The 21,543-nt window shown below is 56.6% G+C and carries 17 protein-coding genes; 8 read left to right on the top strand and 9 right to left on the bottom strand.

Annotated elements, in window-relative coordinates; genetic code table 11:
- The 3 genes from HUJ17_RS10750 to HUJ17_RS10760 form a co-directional block, all read left to right on the top strand.
- A partial coding sequence (locus HUJ17_RS10750) for a S16 family serine protease (protein ID WP_290510687.1) occupies nucleotides 1–1,187 on the top strand: 1,187 nt, incomplete at its 5' end.
- 185 nt (nucleotides 1,188–1,372) lie between these two features.
- Nucleotides 1,373–1,645: an HU family DNA-binding protein gene (locus HUJ17_RS10755; protein ID WP_035244197.1), complete on the top strand. Its 273-nt coding sequence runs from the start codon at nucleotides 1,373–1,375 to the stop codon at nucleotides 1,643–1,645.
- A gap of 225 nt (nucleotides 1,646–1,870) precedes the next feature.
- Nucleotides 1,871–3,802, top strand: a complete 1,932-nt coding sequence (locus tag HUJ17_RS10760) for a SurA N-terminal domain-containing protein (protein WP_290510688.1) — start codon at nucleotides 1,871–1,873, stop codon at nucleotides 3,800–3,802.
- A gap of 84 nt (nucleotides 3,803–3,886) precedes the next feature.
- Here the strand turns inward: HUJ17_RS10760 and HUJ17_RS10765 are convergent, their stop codons facing one another.
- From HUJ17_RS10765 to gloB, 8 genes are all read right to left on the bottom strand, one after another.
- Nucleotides 3,887–4,687: an enoyl-ACP reductase gene (locus HUJ17_RS10765; protein ID WP_300149028.1), complete on the bottom strand. Its 801-nt coding sequence runs from the start codon at nucleotides 4,685–4,687 to the stop codon at nucleotides 3,887–3,889.
- A 131-nt stretch (nucleotides 4,688–4,818) separates the two neighbouring features.
- Entirely contained in the window at nucleotides 4,819–6,393 is a 1,575-nt protein-coding gene (locus HUJ17_RS10770; RefSeq protein WP_290510690.1) for a dipeptide ABC transporter ATP-binding protein, read from the bottom strand.
- Nucleotides 6,390–7,418, bottom strand: coding sequence for an ABC transporter permease (locus HUJ17_RS10775; protein WP_300149039.1), 1,029 nt, complete (start codon nucleotides 7,416–7,418; stop codon nucleotides 6,390–6,392). Before HUJ17_RS10775 ends, HUJ17_RS10770 begins: the two co-directional genes overlap by 4 nt.
- Nucleotides 7,419–7,432: 14 nt before the next feature.
- A complete protein-coding gene (locus HUJ17_RS10780) occupies nucleotides 7,433–8,509 on the bottom strand; it encodes a microcin C ABC transporter permease YejB (protein ID WP_300149036.1) in 1,077 nt (358 codons plus the stop codon).
- Entirely contained in the window at nucleotides 8,509–10,326 is a 1,818-nt protein-coding gene (locus tag HUJ17_RS10785; RefSeq protein ID WP_290510693.1) for an extracellular solute-binding protein, read from the bottom strand. The genes HUJ17_RS10780 and HUJ17_RS10785 overlap by 1 nt, the downstream gene beginning before the upstream one ends.
- A 160-nt stretch (nucleotides 10,327–10,486) precedes the next feature.
- Nucleotides 10,487–12,283: an extracellular solute-binding protein gene (locus tag HUJ17_RS10790; RefSeq protein WP_290510694.1), complete on the bottom strand. Its 1,797-nt coding sequence runs from the start codon at nucleotides 12,281–12,283 to the stop codon at nucleotides 10,487–10,489.
- Nucleotides 12,284–12,299: 16 nt separating this feature from the next.
- Nucleotides 12,300–13,901, bottom strand: coding sequence for a LysM peptidoglycan-binding domain-containing protein (locus HUJ17_RS10795; protein WP_290510695.1), 1,602 nt, complete (start codon nucleotides 13,899–13,901; stop codon nucleotides 12,300–12,302).
- A 69-nt stretch (nucleotides 13,902–13,970) separates the two neighbouring features.
- Nucleotides 13,971–14,744, bottom strand: a complete 774-nt coding sequence (gloB, locus tag HUJ17_RS10800; RefSeq protein WP_290510696.1) for a hydroxyacylglutathione hydrolase — start codon at nucleotides 14,742–14,744, stop codon at nucleotides 13,971–13,973.
- Nucleotides 14,745–14,812: 68 nt separating this feature from the next.
- On the opposite strand from gloB, the gene HUJ17_RS10805 reads away from it, so the two are divergent.
- From HUJ17_RS10805 to dnaQ, 3 genes are read left to right on the top strand one after another with little or no spacing between them, the layout of a single operon-like run.
- Complete coding sequence (locus tag HUJ17_RS10805; RefSeq protein WP_290510697.1) at nucleotides 14,813–15,589, top strand: methyltransferase domain-containing protein; 777 nt, start codon at nucleotides 14,813–14,815, stop codon at nucleotides 15,587–15,589.
- A 4-nt stretch (nucleotides 15,590–15,593) separates the two neighbouring features.
- Nucleotides 15,594–16,049: a ribonuclease HI gene (gene rnhA / locus HUJ17_RS10810; RefSeq protein WP_290510698.1), complete on the top strand. Its 456-nt coding sequence runs from the start codon at nucleotides 15,594–15,596 to the stop codon at nucleotides 16,047–16,049.
- Nucleotides 16,049–16,786, top strand: coding sequence for a DNA polymerase III subunit epsilon (dnaQ, locus tag HUJ17_RS10815; RefSeq protein ID WP_290510699.1), 738 nt, complete (start codon nucleotides 16,049–16,051; stop codon nucleotides 16,784–16,786). The genes rnhA and dnaQ overlap by 1 nt, the downstream gene beginning before the upstream one ends.
- 173 nt (nucleotides 16,787–16,959) lie before the next feature.
- Here dnaQ and nhaB read toward each other — a convergent pair whose 3' ends face one another.
- The gene (gene nhaB / locus HUJ17_RS10820) at nucleotides 16,960–18,549 is read right to left on the bottom strand and encodes a sodium/proton antiporter NhaB (RefSeq protein ID WP_290510700.1); all 1,590 of its coding nucleotides are present in this window, start codon (nucleotides 18,547–18,549) and stop codon (nucleotides 16,960–16,962) included.
- A 503-nt stretch (nucleotides 18,550–19,052) separates the two neighbouring features.
- On the opposite strand from nhaB, the gene HUJ17_RS10825 reads away from it, so the two are divergent.
- Together HUJ17_RS10825 and nudC are read left to right on the top strand one after the other, a co-directional pair.
- On the top strand, nucleotides 19,053–20,732 hold the full coding sequence (locus tag HUJ17_RS10825) for a hypothetical protein (RefSeq protein WP_290510701.1): 1,680 nt from the start codon (nucleotides 19,053–19,055) through the stop codon (nucleotides 20,730–20,732).
- Between the two features lie 5 nt (nucleotides 20,733–20,737).
- The gene (gene nudC / locus HUJ17_RS10830; protein ID WP_290510702.1) at nucleotides 20,738–21,538 is read left to right on the top strand and encodes an NAD(+) diphosphatase; all 801 of its coding nucleotides are present in this window, start codon (nucleotides 20,738–20,740) and stop codon (nucleotides 21,536–21,538) included.
- Nucleotides 21,539–21,543 lie beyond the last annotated feature (5 nt).

A 21,543-nucleotide genomic window follows, 5' to 3' on the forward strand; every position in this document is an offset into this window, starting at 1 on the left:
TGTCCAAGGTTGGCGTCAGGAACCCGCTGTTCCTGTTCGATGAAGTGGACAAGATGGGTATGGATAACCGTGGTGATCCGGCCTCAGCTCTGCTGGAAGTACTTGATCCTGAACAGAATGATACCTTCAGCGACCATTATCTGGAGGTTGACTATAATCTGTCGGAAACCCTGTTTATCTGCACCTCCAACTCCATGAACATTCCGGCACCCTTGCTGGACCGCATGGAAGTGATCCGTCTGCCAGGCTATACGGAAGACGAAAAGGTCAATATTGCCCTCCAGTACTTGGTCCCGAAACAGATCAAGAACAATGGCCTGAAGAAAGACGAAGTGGTTTTCGACGAGAGCGTGCTGCGCTATGTGGTTCGTCACTACACCCGTGAAGCCGGGGTCCGAGGACTGGAGCGAGAAGTCAGCAAGATTTGCCGCAAGGTGGTCAAGGAGCACTTGCTGGCGAACGAAGCCAAGACCGTTACTTTGTCTGAAGAGCTGATTGAACATTACCTTGGTGTGCGCAAGTTCAGTTTCGGTCGTGCGGAAGAGCAAGACCAGGTTGGACAGGTTACCGGGTTGGCATGGACCTCCGTGGGCGGCGAGCTGCTCACCATCGAAAGTGTTTCCACTCCGGGCAAAGGCCGCGTAATCTCTACCGGTTCCCTGGGTGATGTGATGCAGGAGTCTATTCAGGCTGCATGGACAGTTGTGAAAAGCCGTGCCGGTACCCTTGGAATTCGACGCCGCACACTGGAGCGCAACGATCTGCACATGCATGTGCCAGAGGGTGCGACTCCGAAAGATGGGCCCAGTGCGGGTATTGGCATGTGTACCGCCATGGTTTCTGTACTGACCGGGATCCCGGTCCGTGCGGATGTGGCCATGACCGGTGAAATTACCCTGCGCGGCCAGGTGCTTCCCATCGGTGGCCTGAAAGAAAAATTGCTGGCCGCTCACCGTGGTGGCATCAAGACGGTATTGATACCGGAAGAAAATGAGAGGGACCTCAAAGAGATCCCTGACAATATCAAGTCGTCCCTGGATATCCGTCCTGTTAAATGGATTGACCAGGTGCTTGATGTGGCGCTGACTCATCAACCCAGCCCGCTGAGCGAAGCGGAACAGGAAGAGGATTTGGCGCTCGCAGAAGAGAAAAACCAGGAAGGCACAAAGCGTCCCAGTACACATTAACGGGTCGGATTTGAAGCTTTTTAAATTATTGATCTATATGGTTTTTCATTTTTTTTAACTTGGGTGCGATGATACCTTTCCTTTCTTGACGCTCCTTATACCCGTTGGTATAAAGGCGGCTTGCTCAGGAGGAGAGTACATCACGCCTCGACCATAAAACCGGGAAAAACAGAAAGGGGAACTTTGTGAATAAGTCAGAGTTGATTGATGCGATTGCCGCTAGCGCGGATATTTCCAAAGCCGACGCAGGTCGTGCACTGGATGCTACTTTGGAAGCGGTTACTGGCGCCCTGAAAAAAGGTGACAGCGTTTCTCTGGTAGGTTTTGGTACTTTTGCTGTAAAAGAGCGCGCTGCTCGTGAAGGCCGCAACCCGCAAACTGGCCAGACCATTCAGATCGCCGCCGCCAAAGTACCGGGCTTCAAAGCCGGTAAGGCACTGAAAGACGCGGTGAACTAAACTGTTTGCTGGAGCGGTAGTTCAGCTGGTTAGAATACCGGCCTGTCACGCCGGGGGTCGCGTTGAGGAAGCGCAGCCGTAAGCGGGTGCGCTTTTTTCCGTTTAGGGAACCTGCGGTACCAGTTGCGGTTCTCACATAACAAGATCGAATTCGAAAGTTTTCACCTGAAACCATGCTGAAGTCACGGATTCAGGTTTTAATAAGAGTCCCTACGGAGTAATTTCATGCAGGAGTTCAGACGGTTTGTCCGCGGTCCCGTGGGCAAGGTCCTGCTTGCCGCGATTATCCTTCCTTTTGTCATTTCCGGTTTCTACGGGTATTTCACCGGTGGTGGAAGCGGGGATGTGGTTGCCGAAGTCGAAGGCAACAAGATCACCCGCAGTATGGTCAATCAGCGCGTTGAACGTGTTCGTGACATGCTGCGCCAGCAGAGTCCGAATATTGATCCATCCATGCTGGATTCCTTTGTGCGACCTGAAATGGTTCTTGAAGGTCTGGTTAATGAGCAATTGATCATGGCAGCAGCGGAGAACGCTGATCTGGCATTCAGCGAAACCCAAGCTGCCCGTGACATTTATCAGGTCCCCCTGTTCCAGGAAAACGGCAAGTTTTCCGAGACTCGTTTCGAGCGGGAACTGCGTAGCCGCGGCATGACGCCACAGGGTTATATCCGTGGCCTGCGTCAGGATATGCTTAAAGAGCAGTATCGCAATGGCTTCCTGGCAACCAATTTTGCATTACCTTCGGAGCTGAATGAACAGCGCCGGTTGGGTGAACAGGTCCGCGATATTCGTTACGTGACTCTGGATCTGAACGTTCTACGTAGTGAATTTACCGTCACAGACGAACAGGTTCAGGCGTACTACGAAGACAACAAGGCAGAGTTCATGCGCCCGGAAGAATTCCGTGTTGCCTATGTGAAGCTGGCTGCTGAGAACTACGCGGATCAGGTGTCCGTGAGCGAGGAGGACGTGGCCGCAGAGTACCAGGTGCGCCGCTCCATCATGGAAGAATCTGGTGCTGGCACTGCTCGCAACGTGGCGCACATTCTGGTCGAGATTAATGGCGACAGGGATCTTGAGCAGGCTGAAGCTCGTGCAAACGAGGCCGCTCAAGCTATTGCTGCAGGAGAATCTTTCGCCGATGTGGCAGCGAAGTATTCCGACGACCCGGGTTCTGCCGATGCAGGTGGTGACCTTGGCGTGGTTTCCAAGGGCGCATTACCTGAGGAGATGGAAGAGGCCATTGCCAATCTTGAGCCGGGTATGGTCTCTGATCCGGTAATTACTGATGCCGGTGTCCATTTGATCAAGGTATCTGATGTTGTCCGTGATCAGGACTTGCCCACACTTGAAGATCTTGCCGGCCAAATTCGTGCAGATCTCAAGCAGGGCCGTGCAGAAACCCTGTTGAATGAAGATGTGGCACGCCTGGAAGAGCTGCTGTACGAGCATAGCGACATGATCGTTCCTGCCGAGCAGGTAGGCGTTAAGGTGAAAACTACGGATTGGGTGCCGCTGTCGGCCCTGCCAGAGCCGTTGACTTCCCCGCAGGTTCAACAGGCCCTCAACAGCGATCAGGTTCGCAAGGATCGCCACAACAGTGATCTGATCGAGATCGCGCCCGGCGAGTACCTGGCCGTACGCATCGTTGAAGAAAAGCCGGCTGAGGCTCTCCCTCTGGAAGACGTTTCCTTTGCCATTCGTGAGCGGCTCAAAGGTGAGCTTGCCGCTGACAAGGTTCAGGAATTGTCTGCCCAGGCAGAGGAAAAGCTACAGCAGCAGGCAACACTTGATGATATTGCTGCCTTGTTCGAAAGCGACATTGAAGAACAGGAAGGCCTTCAGCGTGGTGGTGCAGAGCCCTCCATGGAAGTGGTCAATGGTGCTTTTGCCTTGCCCAAACCAGAGGAAGGTGAAAACTCAGCCATTGAATTGACCCGCGTGGGTGATGGATCTCTGGTTGCCTATCAGGTAACCCGTGTTGAAGACGGTAATGCTGAGCCGCTGTCCGATGCCCAGCAACAGGCCGCATTGCTTGAGCTTGGCAATATCGAAGGGCAGCGCAGCTTCCGTCAGGTCGTTGCACTGTTGCGTGACGAAGGGGATGTGGATCTCAACCCGGAACGCCTGAGCAGCAACTCTACCGATCAATAACGCGAACGGTAGAAACAAAAAAGCTCACCAGTAATGGTGAGCTTTTTTTATGCCTGCAGTCCCGGTTTCGGGTTTGCTTTTGGCTTACTCGCTATCCATCTCAAACGGCATTGATACGGTGCTGGCACCGGCATCAACGTAGGTGATTTCGCCGGTGATACCGGAAGCCAGGTCAGAGCAAAGGAAGGCTGCCACGTTACCCACTTCCTCAATGGTCACATTGCGGCGTAGCGGAGCCTTGGCAGCATTATAGTCCAACATACTGCGGAACTTCTTGATGCCCGATGCCGCGAGGGTGCGGATTGGGCCGGCGGAAATCCCGTTAACGCGGATGCCTTCCGGGCCCATACTGGACGCCAGATAACGAACAGAGGCTTCCAGACTGGCCTTTGCAAGACCCATCACGTTGTAGTTTGGCACGGTCTGGCGTGCGGCATGATAGGTGAGTGTCAGCAGCGAACCATTGCGGTTTGCCATCATCTGGCGGCCGGCCTTGGCCAGGGCAACGAAGCTGTAGCTGGAGATGTCATGGGCGATACGGAAACCTTCCCGGGTTGCCACTTCCGCGAAGTTGCCATCCAGTTCATTACCGGGGGCAAAGCCGACCGCATGGATAATGCCATCCAGTCCGTCCCACTGACTGCCCAGGGCAGTGAATACCGCCTCGATTTCTTCGTCACTGGCAACATCGCAGGGGTAGCAGAACGCTTCGCTGCTGCCATAGCGTTCAGCGGCCTTGACGACCCGGCTTTTCAGTTTCTCGTTCTGATAGGTAAAGGCCAGCTCCGCACCCTCACGGTGCATGGCTTCGGCAATACCGGTGGCAATGGAGCGGTCACTGGCGACGCCGACAATCAGGTAGCGTTTGCCTGCTAGAAATCCCATGGTCATCCCTCGTGGTTCTGGTTGTTCCAATTGGTGGCCAACATAACGACTGGGCCAAGTATAGGCAATTAAACAGGGTTTGACGCCTCTTCACGGGACGTCAAATGCAACGGTGTGTTTCCCTTGCGGGTTCAGGCAAAGGCCGCCGACATCAGCTTGTGGGTATAGTCGTGCTGCGGCTGATCGAAAATAGCGTCGGTATCGCCTTGTTCCACCACCTTGCCATCTTTCATCACCATGACCCGGTGACAGATGGAGCGTATGACTTTCAGATCATGGCTGATAAACAGATAGCTGAGATCATGTTTCTTCTGCAGTGATTTAAGCAGTTCCAGAATCTGGTATTGCACACTCCGGTCCAGGGCTGAGGTGGGTTCATCCAGAATCAGCAGCTCCGGTTCCATGATCAGGGCCCGGGCAATAGCGATCCGCTGCCGCTGGCCGCCTGAAAACTCATGCGGGTAGCGGTGGCGGGCTTCCGCCGGCAGATCTACCTCGTCGAGCATCTGGATGACCTTGCCATCCCTTTCCTGACTGGACATGGCGCTGGCGTGCACGGCAAGGCCTTCCGCCACGATCTGACCCACGGTCATGCGTGGATTAAGGCTGCCGAACGGGTCCTGGAACACCACCTGCAGGCGACTTCGCCAGCCTCGCATTTGCCTGTGGTTAAGTTGGCGCAGATCAGTGCCATCCATGAGTATCTGGCCCTGGCTTTTTACCAGACGCAGTAACGCCAGTGCCAGGGTGGATTTGCCGGAGCCAGATTCGCCGACAATGCCCAGGGTTTCGCCGCGCCTTACGCTAAGATCAATTTCGTCCACCGCACGCATTAACGGAGCAGGGGAGAACAGGCTCTTGCGTTTTTCCTTGAAGGTGACCGCCATGGTGGTGGCTTCCAGCAGCACCGGAGCATCCTCCGCCAGTGGTGGCATCTTGCCGCGGGGTTCAGAGCTGATCAGGTGCCGGGTGTAAGCCTCCTTGGGTTCTGCCAGCACCTGTGCAGTGGGGCCGGCTTCTACCTTCTTGCCGTGGTGCATGACCAGGATGTCATCGGCAAAGCGACTGACCACCGCCAGGTCATGGCTGATCAGCAGAATCGACAGGTTCAGCTCGTTCTGCAATCGTTTGATCAGGGTCAGGATGGTTTCCTGAACGGTTACGTCGAGAGCGGTGGTGGGCTCGTCGGCAATCAGGATCTGTGGATCGTTGGCCAGGGCCATGGCGATCATTACCCGCTGACGCTGGCCGCCACTGAGTTGGTGCGGGTAGCGCCCCAGCATTTCCATGGTCGCGGGAAGTTCCACCTGGCCGAGCAATTCCAGGCAGCGTTTGCGGGCCTTCTGACGGCTCATACCCTGATGAACAAACAGGCTTTCGCTGATCTGTTTTTCCACCGTATGTAGCGGATTCAGAGCAGTGAGAGGCTCCTGGAAAATGGTGCCGATGCGGCCGCCGCGCAGGCTCCGTTTGCGATTTTCCGTGAGCCCCAGCAGATTCTCGCCGTCCAGCGAAAGAGCCTCTGCCTGCCAACTGGCGCTATCGGGCAGTAGATCAAGGATCGACAGGGCAGTCAGGGATTTGCCGGAACCGGATTCCCCAACCAGTGCGAGCATGTGGCCTGGTTCCAGATCCAGGGACATATTATCCACGGCCACATCCTGGCCGAATCGAATGGTCAGGCCGCGCAGGGATAGGAGGCTCATTGAAGAAACTTCCTCGTGTCAAAGGCATCACGGACGGCTTCACCGATAAACACCAGTAGGGTCAGCATAACAGTGAGCGTGGCAAAGACGCTGATTCCCAGCCAGGGAGCGTGTAGATTGGCTTTCCCTTGACCCACCAGGCGGCCCAGAGACGGCGAATCCGGGGGGAGACCGAAACCGATAAAGTCCAGGGATGTGAGCGTCACCACGGCCCCGTTGAGAATGAATGGCAGGAAGGTGATGGTGGCCACCATGGCATTTGGCAGCATATGACGGAACATGATCACCGGTGTTCGCACTCCCATGGCGTGGGCGGCGCGTACATAGTCCATATTGCGACAGCGCAGGAATTCGGCCCGCACCAGATCCACCAGAGTCATCCAGGAAAACAGCAGCATGATAATCAGCAATGTCCAGAAACTCGGTACCACGAAGCTGGAGATGATGATGATCAGAAACAGGATCGGCATGCTTGACCAGATTTCCAGAAAACGCTGCCCGGCCAGATCCAGCCAGCCACCGTAGTAACCCTGAATGGCACCAATAATAATGCCGACAATGCTGGAGAACAGCGTCAGCATCAGCCCGAACAGTACGGAAATACGAAAGCCGTAGATCAATCCGGCGGCTACATCACGGCCCTGATCATCGGTACCCAGCCAGTTTTCCGCTGAGGGTGGGGCAGGGGCCGGTTCGCTCAGGTCGTAGTTGATGGTGTTGTAGCTGAAGCGAATCGGCGGCCAGAGTATCCAGCCGTTCTCTTCGATCAGATCTTTCACCACCGGGTCCCGGTAATTGGCTTCCGATTCGAAAAAACCGCCAAAGGTGGTTTCCGGGTAGGCATTGAATACCGGGGTGTAGAGCTCGCCGTCGTAGTGGACCAGCAGGGGCTTGTCGTTGGCGATGAATTCCGCGCCCAGGCTGAGGATGAACAACACCAGAAAAATCCATAGCGACCAGTAGCCACGGCGGTTGCTGCGAAACGCCTGCCATTGGCGGGCGGATACCGGATTGCGCAAACGCAGGGAGGGCAGAGCCATCAGTTGTCCCTCCGTTCAAAGTCAATGCGGGGATCCACCCACATATAGGTCAGGTCGCTGACCAGCTTAAGCAACAGGCCGATCAGGGTGAAAATGAACAGGGTGCCAAAGACCACCGGGTAGTCCCGGTTGATCACCGATTCAAAGCCCAGCAAGCCGAGACCGTCCAGGGAGAAGATAAATTCGATCAGCAGTACACCGGTAAAGAACATACTGATAAAGGCGGCGGGAAAGCCGGCGATGATGATCAGCATGGCGTTGCGGAACACATGGCCGTATAGCACCTGCTTTTCACTCAGCCCCTTGGCGCGGGCGGTCTGCACATACTGCTTGCGGATTTCATCCATGAAGGAATTCTTGGTCAGCATGGACAGGGTGGCGAAGTTGCCGACCACAATGGCAATGGTGGGCAGGGTGATATGCCAGGCGTAATCGATAATCTTGCCGAACAGGCTCAGTTCGTCAAAATTGTCAGAGGTGAGCCCGCGAAGCGGGAACCACTCGAAATACGAGCCGCCGGCGAACAGCACAATCAACAGAATGCCAAGCAGAAAGCTGGGGATGGCAAAACCGATAATGATGGCAGTGCTCGACCAGACATCGAAGCGTGATCCATCCCTCACTGCCTTGCGAATGCCCAGTGGAATGGAAATCATGTAGGCAATCAGGGTGCTCCACAGCCCCAGGGAGATAGACACCGGGAGGCGTTCCACAATCAGTTCGGTGACGGAGCGGTCCCGGTAGTAGGATTCACCGAAATCAAAACTGAAGTAGTTTTTGATCATCAGCCAGAAGCGTTCGTGGGCAGGCTTGTCGAAACCGTACATCTTCTCGATGCGCTCCACCAGTTCCGGCGGCAGCCCCCTGGAACCACGGTATTCACCGCCGCTGACGGTGTCTGCACTGCCGCCGGCAAAACTGCTACCGGTGCCACCGCCACCGATTCCCTGCAGTTCCGCCAGGGTCTTTTCCACTGGTCCGCCAGGTGCTGCCTGTATCACCAGAAAGTTCAGCAGCAGGATGCCGAACAAGGTAGGAAGAACCAGTAACAGCCGTTTGGCAATGTAATAGCGCATCATTTAGCCGTGCTATCCCACCAGGTATCCAGGGCCGCATCCATGCCTACGTACCTGCCGAGCCTGGGATGGCGCAGGCGTGACTGGTAGGCGAGGCGGTACTCGTCGGAATACCAGTTGAACACGCTGTAATGGTGCCATTGCAGCACACGGTCCAGAGCCCGGCAGCGGGTGATCAGCTCTTCCCGGGTCTGGGCCGCGACAATTTTATCAACCAGCGCATCAACGACCGGGTTCTTGATGCCGATCAGGTTGCGGCTACCGGGTTGGTCGGCGGCCTCGGAAGACCAGTATTCCTGTTGTTCGTTGCCGGGTGAGCTGGATTGGCCCATGCGATAGACAATCATGTCGAAGTCGAAATTCTGGATGCGTTCAACCCACAGGGATGAATCGACCTTGGAGACGTTGGCAACAATACCCAGTGCCTTCAGGTTGCGGGAGAACGGCAGCACGATGCGCTCGAAGGCCGGAGAGCTCAGCAGGAACTCGAAGCGAACCGGCTTGTTATCCGGGGTGTAAAGCTGGCCGTCGCGGAGCTGGTAGCCGGCTTCCTTGAGCAGCATGGATGCCTTGCGCAGGTTTTCACGGGGGCGACCGGAGCCATCGGTTTTGGGTGGCTGGTATTCCTTGTTGAAAACAGCTTCTGGCAGTTGCTCCCGGTATGGCTCCAGCAGTTCCAGTTCTGCCTTGGAGGGCAGGCCGGTGGCGGCCATCTCGGAGTTATCAAAGTAACTGCGGTTCTGTTTGTACTGCCCATAGAACAGGTTGTCGTTGGACCACTGGAAATCAAAGGCGTAACCGATCGCCTCTCTCAAAGTCTCATCCTGGAACAGGTCCTTGCGCAGATTGAAGATGAAAGCCTGTGCGCCCCAGGGGTTTCCGTGGCTGACTTCATCGGTAACAATTTCGCCGCTTTTGAAGGCCGGCCCCTTATAGGCTGTGGCCCAGAGCTTGGAGTTGTTCTCATGGCGCCAGTCGTAGCGGCCACTTTTGAACGCTTCCAGAGCCGCCGTTTCATCCAGGTAGTAATCGTAGGTGATGCGATCAAAGTTGTTGCGCCCCTTCATGACGGGGAGCGATTGGGCCCAGTAATCCTTGCGGCGCTGGTAAACCACTTTCTTGCCGGGTTTTGCCTCTGCCAGGGAGTAGGGGCCGGAGCCCAGCGGGGGCAACATGCCATCCTTGTCGAACTGCCGGTCTTGCCAATGGTGTTTGGGTAGCACCGGGAGCTGACCGATGATCAGCGGCAGTTCCCGGTTGTCACTGGTTTTGAAATGGAAAGTGACGGTGAGCGGCTCGTTGACTTCCACGCGCTCTACGGCTGCGTAGTAATAGCTGTAGAAAGGCTTGCCTTTCTCCAGCAGGGTCTGAAAGGTCCAGGCCACATCGTCTGCCTGCACAGGTTCTCCGTCGGCAAAGCGGGCTTCTTCACGTAAATGGAAACGCACCCAGCTGCGGTCATCCGGCCATTCGATGCTTTCTGCCAGCAATCCGTACTGGGTGAACGGTTCATCTTCACCACGGACAGTAAGTGAATCGTACAGGTAGGAGTTATCCAGAAACGCCATGCCGGCAGCAGCGCGGCCCTTGGAAACAAAGGGGTTGAGGGAGTCGAAACCGCCAATCACATGCAGCCGCAGCTCGCCGCCTTTGGGAGCGTTGGGGTTGGTGTAATCAAAATGCGAGAACCCGGCGGGGTACTGGGGCTGGCCATGCATGGCAATCGCATGGCTTTTGTGGATCTCGGCATGTGCCAATGCTGTGAACGCACACAGCCCAACAAACAGCCCACGCAGCATAGTGCTGTGAATGGCCATAATGACTCCTTTTTTCATGCGGCACGCTTACCGTCAGCACGCAACGGGTGGGTGATGGCAACCCTGTCTGTTGCCGCTTCCGTTGTCGTCGGATAATCGGGACCTGCCAACGCGGAAACGAGGCCGGGCTTGTTGCATGGCTACGTGAAGCGTGCGCGTGTTATTTATTTTTCATCCACCAGGTATCCAGACCCAACCCGAACGGTATCGGTTCCGAGGGCCGGGAAAATCTGTCCCACCAGGCAACCCGGTGATGGCGGATATGGTAATTCAGGACGCCGTAATGCTGGTAGCGCAACATCCGGTCCAGTGCCTGCAGGCTCAGAACATACTCTGCCTCTTCTTCTGCAGCCAGGGCGGTGCGAACAAGATAATCGATAACCGGATGGTTGATACCCGCCAGGTTCTTGCTGCCAGGGATATCCGCGCTGCTTGACGCGAAATAATCTGTCAGCTCCGGCCCGGGGTAGTCCCGCATCGGCAGTACAAACAGCACCACATCATAGTCGAAGTTGTCCAGGCGCTCCTTGTAGGCGGCGGGCTCCACTTCCCGGTAGTCGGCTTCAATGCCCAGTCGCTTCAGGTTACGGAACCAGGGGGCAAGAATGCGGTAAATGCCGGGGTTATGGTAATTGAGGACGGTAAAACGCAACGGCTTGCCTTGCGCATTGACCAGCTTGTGATCCTGCAGGCGCCAACCGCTGGCCTGTAGCAGCGATAGCGCTTCGCGCATGCGATTGCGGATCTGGCCACTGCCGTCATTCACAGGGGGATGGATGTCGGCATTGAAGAAATTGTCTGGCAGGTGTTCCGCCTGGTCCGCCAGCAGGTCTTGCTCTTTGGACGTGGCGGGAACCGGCGCAGAGTAGGGGCTGTTGGGGAACCAGCTGACGGTGCGGGTATAGGCATTGCTGAACAGGTTGCGATTGGACCATTCAAAGTCAAATAGCAGGCTGGCGGCCTTGCGCACGTTCAGGTCATTAAACGGGGCTTTGCGGGTATTGAAAAAGAAAGCCTGCACCGGTCGAGGCATCTGGTGAGGGATTTCCTGTTTGATGATCTGACCCTGTTTCACGGCAGCAAAATCGTAGGCAGTAGCCCAATGCTTCGAGCTGTAATCGTAATGCAGGTCATAATCACCGGATTTGAAGGCTTCGAAACCCACGTCTGCATCGCGGAAAAACTCGAAGACCACCTGATCAAAGTTGTAGCGTCCGCGGTTAACCGGCAGGTCCGCTGCCCAGTAGTCCTTGACCCGCTGAAACACCACCTGCTTGCCAGGTTTGACCGAACTGACCTGATAAGGTCCGCTGGACAATGCCGGGGTAAGGGTTGCCCGTTCGAAATCGTTCTTTTCCCAATAATGCCTGGGCAGGATGGGGATCGAACCGACCACCAGGGGTAAATCCTTGCGACCTTCCTTGAATGTGAATTTCACGGTGAGTGGATCCACGGCCTCAACACTGGCCAGGTCCGCCAGTTGCAGGGTGTACTCGGGTTTGCCCTTGCTGAGCAGAATGTCGAAGCTGAACACCACATCCTCGGCCCGAATCGGGTGGCCGTCATGGAAGCGGGCCTGTTCGCGGATGCGGAAAGTGGCCCAGCTGCGGTCTTCAGGATATTCCACCCATTCAGCGATCAGGCCGTAGGCGGCGCCCGCTTCATCGCCAAGGCGATTATGGGACTGGTTGCCCATCAGCAGGCTGTCGGCCAGTTCGGTGACACCGTACATCTGCATGCCGGGGGTATCAGCCGGGCTGATACCTTTGAGAATATAGGGGTTGAGGCTGTCGAAGGTACCCTGGCCATAAAGGCGCAGAGTGCCTCCTTTCGGGGCATCGGGATTGACGTAGGCAAGGTGCTGAAAGTCGGCAGGGTATTTGAGGTTGCCGAAGGGGTGGTAGCCGTGGCTGCGGGTTACCTCGGCGTGGCTGGCCACGCCGAGGAGCAGGGCCACAAGGGCCAGAGCGGTTCTAGAATGTTTTGCGAATATCAACGTAGAGTGTCAGCCGTTGCCCGGGTTTAATGTAACGATTGCTGGCGACTCGGTCGTTCCAGCTCTTGATGTCATTCACCGATACATTAAAGCGGTCTGCAATGGCATACAAGGAGTCTCCGCTGCGTACGGCATAGCGTAGCTTGCGCACCATCTTGTCATCTTTCGAAGGAGTGACGGTGCCGCCCTGGCTGGATTCGCTCCATACCGCCAGTGATTGACCGATACGCAGCCTGTCGCCGGGGGCCATGTTGTTCCACTTGGCCAGTTCCTTCACGCCTACATCGTAGCGGCGCGAAATCTCCCAAAGGGTATCGCCGGACTGCACGGTGTAATTCACCCGTTGCCGGCCTTTCCTCTCCCGGGATTGATTGGCAGCCAGTCGGGCCTCTTCACTGAGGCTGTAGTCGCCTTTTCCGGACGAGGGCCCGGGAATCAGCAGGGTGCGCCCGGCGATGATGGTATTGCCATTCAGCTTGTTGATGCTGCGCAGGACCTGCGGTGTGGTGCGGTGTTTGCGCGCAATCGCGCCCAGGTTGTCCCCCGGACGAATTTCGTAACGGGCCCATTGCATCCGTTGGCCTTCCGGCAATTCGGCCAGCCCGGTACGGAAGCGCTCTTCCCGATCAACCGGCACCAGAAGACGGTGAGGACCATCCGGTGAGGTGGCCCAACGGTTGAAAGAAGGGTTGAGCAAATAGAGTTCTTCTACGGATATATCCGCCAGTCGGGCGGCCTGGGTCAAATCAATCTGACCGCCGGTTTCCACGGTGCTGAAATAGGCCTCGTTCTGGATCGGGTGAAGCGTGACGCCGTAGGTCTCCGGGGCCTGTACGATCTGGGCTATAGCCAGCAGCTTGGGTACATAGGCGGTAGTTTCCCGTGGCAGGTCCAGGTGCCAGAAATCCGTTGGTCTGCCAGCTTCTTCGTTGCGGCGGATGGCGCGTGATACGGTACCGCCGCCGGCATTGTAGGACGCCAGAGCCAATAGCCAGTCGCCATCAAAACGGTTCGACAGCTTTTGCAGGTAATCCAGCGCCGCATTGGTGGATTTGAGAATGTCCCGCCGCTGATCTTCCCACCAGGTGCGCTTCATACCGAAGTAATCACCGGTCGACGGGATGAATTGCCAGGGGCCGGCCGCTCTGCCGTGGGAGTAGGCGAAGGGGTCGAAGGCGCTCTCTACAATGGGAAGCAGCGCTAGCTCCAATGGCATGTTGCGGGCTTCAGCCTGCTCGATGATGTAATGCAGGTAGCGTTCGGAGCGGGTGGTGACTCGGGTGAAATATTGCGGGTGACGGGCATACCAGTCGCGCTGAACGCGAATGCGGTCATTTTCCACAGTCAGGTCAAGGCCGTAGCCTTTACGCAGTCTTTCCCATAAGTCATTGTTTTGATTGGGTTCGTTCGGGGTGCTTTCCAGAGGGATCGGCTCATCCATGCCGTTGGCGAGATTGACATCGTCCACTGACGGTTCGGCGGCGGGCATGGGAGGAAGCTCATCCAGGGACTGATTCGAGGCACAGCCACCCAGGACTCCCAGGCCCAGACACAGGGCGAGAGTAGGAATTTTTTTCATAAAAATAACGACAGCAAAATATTTCAGTCATTTTAGGGGTATGGAAAGGGGCCCCACAAGCAATGTCAGCTAAAAGTTGTCTTTCCAGCGACGCAAGGTGGCAAAACACTGCATATCACTGGCCGAAGCTCCGCTTTCCCTGGCTTCACAGGCGCGCTTGAGGGCGGGCTCATGGGCACGCAGGAAGGGGTTGCTGCGGGTTTCCTCTTCCAGTGTGGAGGGCAGGGTGATCTGGCCTGCCTCGCGGGCCTGGCGTACAGTTTCGAGCCGCTCAATTACGGCGTCGTCATCCGGAGTGACTGCGGCGGCAAAGGTCAGGTTGGCCAGGGTGTATTCATGGGTACAAAACACCAGGGTTTTGGCCGGCAGGCTGGCCAGTCGTTGCAGCGAGTCATGCATCTGCTCCGGGGTACCCTCAAACAGGCGGCCGCAGCCACCGGCAAACAGGGTATCGCCACAGAACAACCAACCCAGGCCGGCTTCGTGGAAGGCGATATGCCCCAGGGTGTGGCCCGGAACCTCCATCACTGTCAGGTTCATGTCTACTCCGGCCGGTTGAATGGTGTCGCCCTCGACAAGGGGGTGTGTCATTCCGGGGATGGTCTCCCTGGCAGGCCCATAGACGGGAATATCCCTTTCCTTGAGCAGGGCGGGAATACCACCCACATGGTCCGGATGATGGTGTGTGACCAGAATGCTGGTCAGCCGCAGACCGTTCTGCTTAAGGAACTGTTCCACCGGAGCTGCATCGCCTGGATCAACCACCACGCACCGGTCTCCCTGGCGCATGGCCCAGATGTAATTGTCTTTAAATGCAGGGATGGCAGTGGGGCTGGGCAACATGTCGTGCTACGCTCCTAAAAGGGTCTAAAGGGCCGACAATCTTTTGTTATCAGGAGTCATTGTCCGTCATGCAGCTGCCTCCACTCAACCGTATTTCCTATAATGCCTCCTCCCCTGAGTTGGGGCGCAATTTTGACAACTGGCTGGACAGCGAGCCGGGCCAGGCCTTGCTGGCTGCCGAGCGCGACATGCTCGGTGAATGGCTGCGCAGTCAGGCCGGTCAGCGGGCGGTGGCCCTGTACAGCGGCAGCGGCCGGGATATGCTGGCAGAGAGCCCGCTTCCTTGGCAGACCAGCATCTCTACCCAGGGTTTTGGTGGCACCCGGGTCCGGGCTCGGCTGGAGCTTTTGCCTCTGGCGAAGGCCAGTGTGGATCTGCTCCTGCTTCATCATGTCATGGACTTCAGCCAGGATCCCCACCAGGTGTTGCGCGAAGCCACCAGAAGTATCGCTCCGGGTGGCAAGGTTGCCATTATCGGTTTTCACCCGATAAGCCTGATGGGGCTGGCGCGCTGGTTTTTCTGGCGGAGCCGGCCGGGCTGGTCCGGGCGCTTTTACCGGCCGACCCGTCTCACCGACTGGTTGCAAGTATTGGGATTTGAGGTCGATGGCATGGCCAGTGGCTTCTATACTATGCCGCTTTCCGACCGTGGCCGTGAGCGGCTGCGTCTTCTCGAATGGCTGGGTAGTCTGCTTTGGCCCCGCCATGGCAATACCTATTTGCTGGTTGCCCGCAAACGGGCCGGTATGGCAAAGCTGTTGCCCAACCGGCAACACAAGGTGTCACGCAATACTGTGGTGCCTGTACCGGTCGCCCGCTGGGGACAGCAAAACAAGGAGTCCTGATTCATTGAAGCAAGTGATTATTTTCACCGACGGCGCCTGCCGCGGTAACCCCGGCCCTGGTGGCTGGGGTGCGGTCATGCGTTACGGCACCACCGAAAAGACCCTGTTCGGTGGTGAACCCGATACCACCAACAACCGTATGGAGCTGATGGCCGCTATTATGGCCCTCGAAGCCCTGACCCAACCCTGCAGGGTGGTGCTGACAACGGACTCGCGTTATGTCATGGATGGCATCACCCAGTGGATGGCCAACTGGAAAAAACGGGGCTGGAAAACCGCGTCCAGGCAGCCGGTAAAGAATGCGGATCTGTGGCGGCGACTGGATGCGGCCTGCGGCAAACACACTATTGAATGGCAATGGGTGAAGGGCCACAGCGGGCATCCCGAGAACGAAAAAGCCGATGCGCTTGCCAACCGTGGCATTGATGAACTTCTTCAGAAAAAAGGAATGCCGAGCTGATGCGTCAGGTAGTACTGGATACGGAAACCACCGGTCTTGAGCCCAACGATGGCCACCGGGTGATCGAAATCGGTTGTGTCGAAGTCGTCAACCGGCGGCTTACCGGCAACAGCCTGCATTTGTATCTCAATCCCGAGCGCGAGATTGATGAAGGTGCTCTGGCCGTGCACGGAATCAGCACCGAGTTCCTGGCGGACAAGCCCACCTTCGACAAGGTTGTCGATGAATTCATGGCCTTCGTGGATGGCGCGGAGCTGGTGATCCATAACGCCCCCTTCGATGTGGGCTTCCTAAACCACGAATTGCGCCGCCTTGGCAGTCGCTATGGCACCATCGAACAACGCTGTGGCGTGCTCGATACCCTGGTGATGGCACGCCAGAAACACCCGGGACAGAAGAACAATCTGGATGCGCTGTGCCGACGCTATGGTGTTGAAAACAGTCACCGTGAGCTGCACGGGGCCTTGCTGGATGCGGAGATCCTCGCCGACGTCTACTTGGCCATGACCGGTGGTCAGACCCGACTGTCCCTGGACGGCAATGACAGCGGCGAGCAGGATGGTGAGATGGCTGCGGAAGCCATTCGCAGACTGGATGGCCAACGCCCGGCACTGAAAGTGGTGAGGGCGTCAGATCTGGAGGTGCAGCGGCACCGCGACAAGCTGGCAGCCATTGCTGACAGTAACGGCGAGGCGACCCTCTGGGATCGCAAGAAAGAAGAAAGCCCGCTTCAGTAAGGCCCTTAAGGTCCTGTGTCGGACCTGAGCCCTTCGCAATGTAAACATCGCTTCCCACAAACCCTTCAACGTCGGGTTTTGTGGGAAGTCATGCTCGCATGACGAAGCAGTTGGCACAGCGCTACTCCTTCAGGAATGCCGGCCATTGTGCTGCACTGAAGAGTTTTTGAGTGTCAGTGCTGCTTGCCGGGCGACACCTGGTACTCGCTGATATCGTGGTGCTCGATCCAGCCATTTTCGTAGAGATAATCCGTAGCCGGCCCCAATGCCATCATCGACATGAGCAGGCCGGTAACGGACATGACGATGGTGTAGGGCAGAGCCATTACTACCATTCGTCCGTAGGACAGCCGCACCAGTGGCGCCAGCGCCGAGGTCAGTAGAAACAGGAAGGCGGCCTGGCCATTGGGGGTGGCAACCGAAGGAATATTGGTGCCGGTGTTGATGGCCACAGCCAGCAGGTCGAAGGTATCCCGGTCAATTTCGCCTTTCAGTAGTGCCTGGCCTACCTCATCCACATAGACCGTAGCCACAAAGACGTTATCGGACACCGCTGACAGCACCCCGTTGGCCACATAGAAGGCAGGACCCTGAATCTGTTTTTCCAGACTCAGCACATATTCAATTACCGGTGCAAACAGCTGCTGATCTGCAATCACTGCTACTACAGCGAAAAACACCGTCAGCAGTGCGGTAAATGGCAGGGCTTCCTCAAAAGCCGCTCCCAGGCGGTGCTCCTCGATGATGCCGGTGAAAGAGGTGGCCAGAATGATCACTGTCAGGCCTACCAGCCCTACAGAGGCGGCGTGTGTCGCCAGGCCGACAACCAGCCACACGGCGGTGAGAGCTTGTATCACCAGTGCGGCCCTGTTCTGCACGGTGCGCTTGCGGTCCTGTTCCAGGGCGTATTGGCGCATGATGCCACGCACCTTTTCCGGAATGTCCTCGCCATAACCGAAGCTGCCACTGATTTCCAGGAAAACGCAGGTGAGAAGGCCCATCACCAGCACTGGGAGAGTAATGGGCGCCATGCGCAGGAAAAACTCGCCGAATTCCCAGCCAGCCTTGTTGGCGATCAGCAGGTTCTGGGGCTCACCTACCAGGGTGCAGACACCGCCAAGGGCAGTGCCCACTGCCGCGTGCATCAGCAGGCTACGAAGGAATGAACGAAAGCGCCGCAGATCCTCGCGATGCAGGTCTTCCACGCTTGTATCATCACCATGATCGTGTTTCTGCTGAAACGACTTGCCGGAGGCCACCTTGTGGTAGATGCCATAGAAGCCGGTACAGACTGCGATAACCACGGCAGTAACGGTAAGCGCATCAAGAAACGCGGACAGAATGGCTGCCGCGACACAGAATAGCAGGCTCAGACGTACCTTGGATTTCACTCCCAGCAGGATGCGGGTGAACAGGAACAACAACAGATCCTTGAGAAAGAAAATGCCCGCCACCATGAAAATCAACAGCAGCATCACTTCCAGATTGCTTTCCACCTTGTGTAGTACTGTCTCTGCAGAGGTCAGCCCGATCAGTACTGCTTCGATGGCAAGCAGGCCACCCGGCTGGAGTGGGTAGCACTTGAGGGCCATGGCCAGGGTAAAGATGAATTCGGCAAGCAGCAGCCACCCGGCAACGACCGGACCCAGTGTCAGGTGGATCAACGGATTGACGGCCAGAAAGGCGATGATGGTGTATTTGTACCAGGCGGGAGCCTGCCCAAGGAAATTGTGCAAAAAGGCACGGCCAAGCGTGGCTGACATGGCGGAATCCTGCGCGAGGGATGAACGGGGTTTAGGCGGCGGCAATCATACGGATTTGCCGTGCCCCGGTACAGTGCAGATGGTCAAGAAAGGGGCTGGACCATGGTCGGTATTGACATGGTCACGACTCCATTCGGGTTCGTGATCGGGAAAGTGCCGTTTTCAGAGTGTGGCCAGGTTAACAAATGGCCAATAAATCAGTTGCTTACAAATGAAAGTTGACGCATTGTTTGATGACGTGCAAAAGTTGATGCGCCTTTGTCGGCCGGTGTTGAAAAAGAGCCCGGGGCCTTTCTCTGTCGCCTTGAGGGGGGCATCAGCCAGGGGAAACACAATAAATCAACCGCCTGGCGTGTGGTTCGGATAGCCGGGTTATCTGTTTTTGTCAGCCCGAGCTGCTTTTAACGGCCTGTCGACACTTCTATCATGAGAATTGCGGCGTATCCGGGGGTTGCACGGCGTACGACCGATGATAATAACAGTTGGGTGCTTGCGGAGAGTCCATGGTCGCCATAACGAATACCACCTCCCTGACTTTTCTCAAGGAAGCGATTGATGCCACCCTGACGGAAGCGGAAAACAGTCTGGAGGCGTTTTCCGACGACCCCTCCCGTCAGGAAGAGCTGGCACGCTGTGCAGAAGACTTCCAGCAATTGCGGGGTATCTGTCAGGTGGTGGAGCTGCCTGCGGCGGCTTTGATGAGTGAAGAGATGTCCCTTGCTGCCCGGGAGCTGCGTGAGAAGCAGTCTGATGCACGGGTACAGGCACTGAGCAATGCCATTGTTCTGCTCACCCGCTATTTCGATTATGTCCAGCTCAAGAACCGTACCCTGCCGGCCCTGTTGATCGGTGGCATCAATGAGCTGCGTCGGGCCGGTGGAAAGGCGCTGATTCAGGAAAGTCACTTTTTCAGTGCCGACCTGTCCCGGCCGCGGGACCCGCAAGCGCTGGACAGTGACTTGCCTCGCTCCGAATTACCGGCATTGGCCCGGCGATTGCGCCATATGTACCAGACCGGTCTGTTGGGTGTGCTACGGGATCAGAACCCTTCGGTAAACCTTCGTCTGATGGGGAGGGCGCTGGTTCGCCTGGATCGTGTCGCCGGTCATTGCGGGCTCAGCCGCTTCCTGTGGATCGGCCAGGCAGTCATCACAGCAATGGTTGCCGATGACATGGCAGTCACGCCGGCCCGCAAGGCGCTGTTGTCGCAGTACGACCGTCAACTGAAGAAGCTGGTCTATGGCGGAGATCAGGCGCTCAGTGAAGAAGCGCCGTTGTTAATGATCAAGGAAAGCCTCTATCTGGTGTCTCTGTCTTCCCTGGACTCGGGGGTGGTTGCCGAAGTGAAGCGGGCGTTTGCCCTGAACAATGATGTTTCCGACGCCATCCTGCAGCGTGAATTGGCTCTGATGACCGGGGCCAGTGGCTCGGTGATTCGCTCCGTGGCCAGTGCCATGCGTGATGAAATCAGTGAGCTCAAGGAAAGCCTGGATATGGCGTCACAGGGCGTAGCCGATACCAATTATCAGTCTGTGGCCGCCAGCCTTAATCGTCTGGGTAGTACCCTTGCCATGATCGGTAAGGATGATGAAGCTGGTGTTATCAAGCACCAGGCCGCCAAGGTTAATGAGTGGCGAGCAGACCAGAATGTAGAGAGTGCGGCATTCCATTCGCTGGTGGATGACCTGCTGATGGTGGAAAATGTGGCAGCCAATCTGGAGCGCAGTATTACGCCGGAAGACGACATCCATCGAGGTAGCAACAATAGTGGCATTTCCCTGTATCAGCTGGATGATGCCCGGATGACCGTGGTCGGGGAATGTCGCGCCGGCCTGGCCTTGGCCAAGCGCTCTATCAGCTCCTTCATGGACAACAACTGGGATGCCATGCATCTTTCCAATCTGCCGGGCACGTTTGCATCTATCGCCGGCGGCCTGATGTTCCTGGAGCTGCAACGGGCCCGGGGTGTGACCGAGGCATGCCACAAATACATTGTCCACCAGCTCATTGAGGCTCCTGCGGCTCCCACCCGGGAAAATATGGAAACCCTCGCCGATGCCCTTACTGGCGTCGATTATTACCTGGAAAGCATGGAAGAGCAGAAGCCCATCGGCGATGGTGTGCTTGAAGTGGCGGAAGAAAGTATGAAAGCGCTGGGTTACCCGGTGGCCAAAGTGGCTTGATGCCCATGATTGATCTCTCCAGCCCCGAACCCAAGGATGCTGAGCAGGCCCGCTGCTATGTGATTCATGAGCAGAATATCCTTATTGCGGCTGATCAGTGGCAGCTGCCAGCGTTGCCCGCGTACATGCTTCGCCAGCATCCACATTACTACTATCTAGGCCTATTGAACGGTGAGCCCTGCTACGTCTGCGAGCTGAGTAATCATGAACTGGACGACGGTTCCCTGCAGCCGGTGCCGTTACGGCAATTGATTTCCGGCGGACTGGATGAGGCAGGGTTCTCCATGGTAAGCCGTGCCCTGCAGTTCCTCAGCTGGCAGAAAAACCACCGTTTCTGCAGCCGTTGTGGTTCACCTACCGAAGCCCACCATCGGGATCTGGCAATGACCTGTCAGACCTGTGGCTATTTTCAGTATCCGAGAATCACTCCCTGCATCATTGCTCTGGTGACCCGTGGCGAACATGCGCTGCTGGGTCGCTCAACCCGTTTTCCGGAAGGCATGTACTCTTGTCTGGCGGGCTTCATGGAAGCGGGGGAGTCGGCGGAACAGGCCCTGGTCAGGGAGGTAAGAGAAGAAAGCGGCATCGAAGTGACCAACCTGCAATATCTCAGCAGTCAGTCATGGCCGTTTCCTCATTCCCTGATGCTGGGCTTCCATGCGGATTATGCAAATGGGGAAATATGCATTGATGATGACGAGATAGTGGCGGCGGACTGGTTCCATTACCAGTCCCTGCCAATGATTCCGCCACCGGGTAGTATTGCCCGGACCCTGATTGACCATTGGGTTGTGCGCTTCAAATAAAGGAC

Origin of the sequence: Alcanivorax sp. (assembly GCF_014762765.1) — a bacterium.
Classification (GTDB): Bacteria; Pseudomonadota; Gammaproteobacteria; order Pseudomonadales; family Alcanivoracaceae; genus Alcanivorax.

Excerpts from the sequence above, each read along its gene's own strand:
- HUJ17_RS10760 (WP_290510688.1), top strand. The coding sequence starts at position 1,871 with ATGCAGGAGTTCAGACGGTTTGTCCGCGGTCCCGTGGGCAAGGTCCTG.
- HUJ17_RS10765 (WP_300149028.1), bottom strand. The coding sequence starts at position 4,687 with ATGGGATTTCTAGCAGGCAAACGCTACCTGATTGTCGGCGTCGCCAGT.
- HUJ17_RS10770 (WP_290510690.1), bottom strand. The coding sequence starts at position 6,393 with ATGAGCCTCCTATCCCTGCGCGGCCTGACCATTCGATTCGGCCAGGAT.
- HUJ17_RS10780 (WP_300149036.1), bottom strand. The coding sequence starts at position 8,509 with ATGCGCTATTACATTGCCAAACGGCTGTTACTGGTTCTTCCTACCTTG.
- HUJ17_RS10785 (WP_290510693.1), bottom strand. The coding sequence starts at position 10,326 with ATGGCCATTCACAGCACTATGCTGCGTGGGCTGTTTGTTGGGCTGTGT.
- HUJ17_RS10795 (WP_290510695.1), bottom strand. The coding sequence starts at position 13,901 with ATGAAAAAAATTCCTACTCTCGCCCTGTGTCTGGGCCTGGGAGTCCTG.
- gloB (WP_290510696.1), bottom strand. The coding sequence starts at position 14,744 with ATGTTGCCCAGCCCCACTGCCATCCCTGCATTTAAAGACAATTACATC.
- HUJ17_RS10805 (WP_290510697.1), top strand. The coding sequence starts at position 14,813 with ATGCAGCTGCCTCCACTCAACCGTATTTCCTATAATGCCTCCTCCCCT.
- dnaQ (WP_290510699.1), top strand. The coding sequence starts at position 16,049 with ATGCGTCAGGTAGTACTGGATACGGAAACCACCGGTCTTGAGCCCAAC.
- nhaB (WP_290510700.1), bottom strand. The coding sequence starts at position 18,549 with ATGTCAGCCACGCTTGGCCGTGCCTTTTTGCACAATTTCCTTGGGCAG.
- HUJ17_RS10825 (WP_290510701.1), top strand. The coding sequence starts at position 19,053 with ATGGTCGCCATAACGAATACCACCTCCCTGACTTTTCTCAAGGAAGCG.
- nudC (WP_290510702.1), top strand. The coding sequence starts at position 20,738 with ATGATTGATCTCTCCAGCCCCGAACCCAAGGATGCTGAGCAGGCCCGC.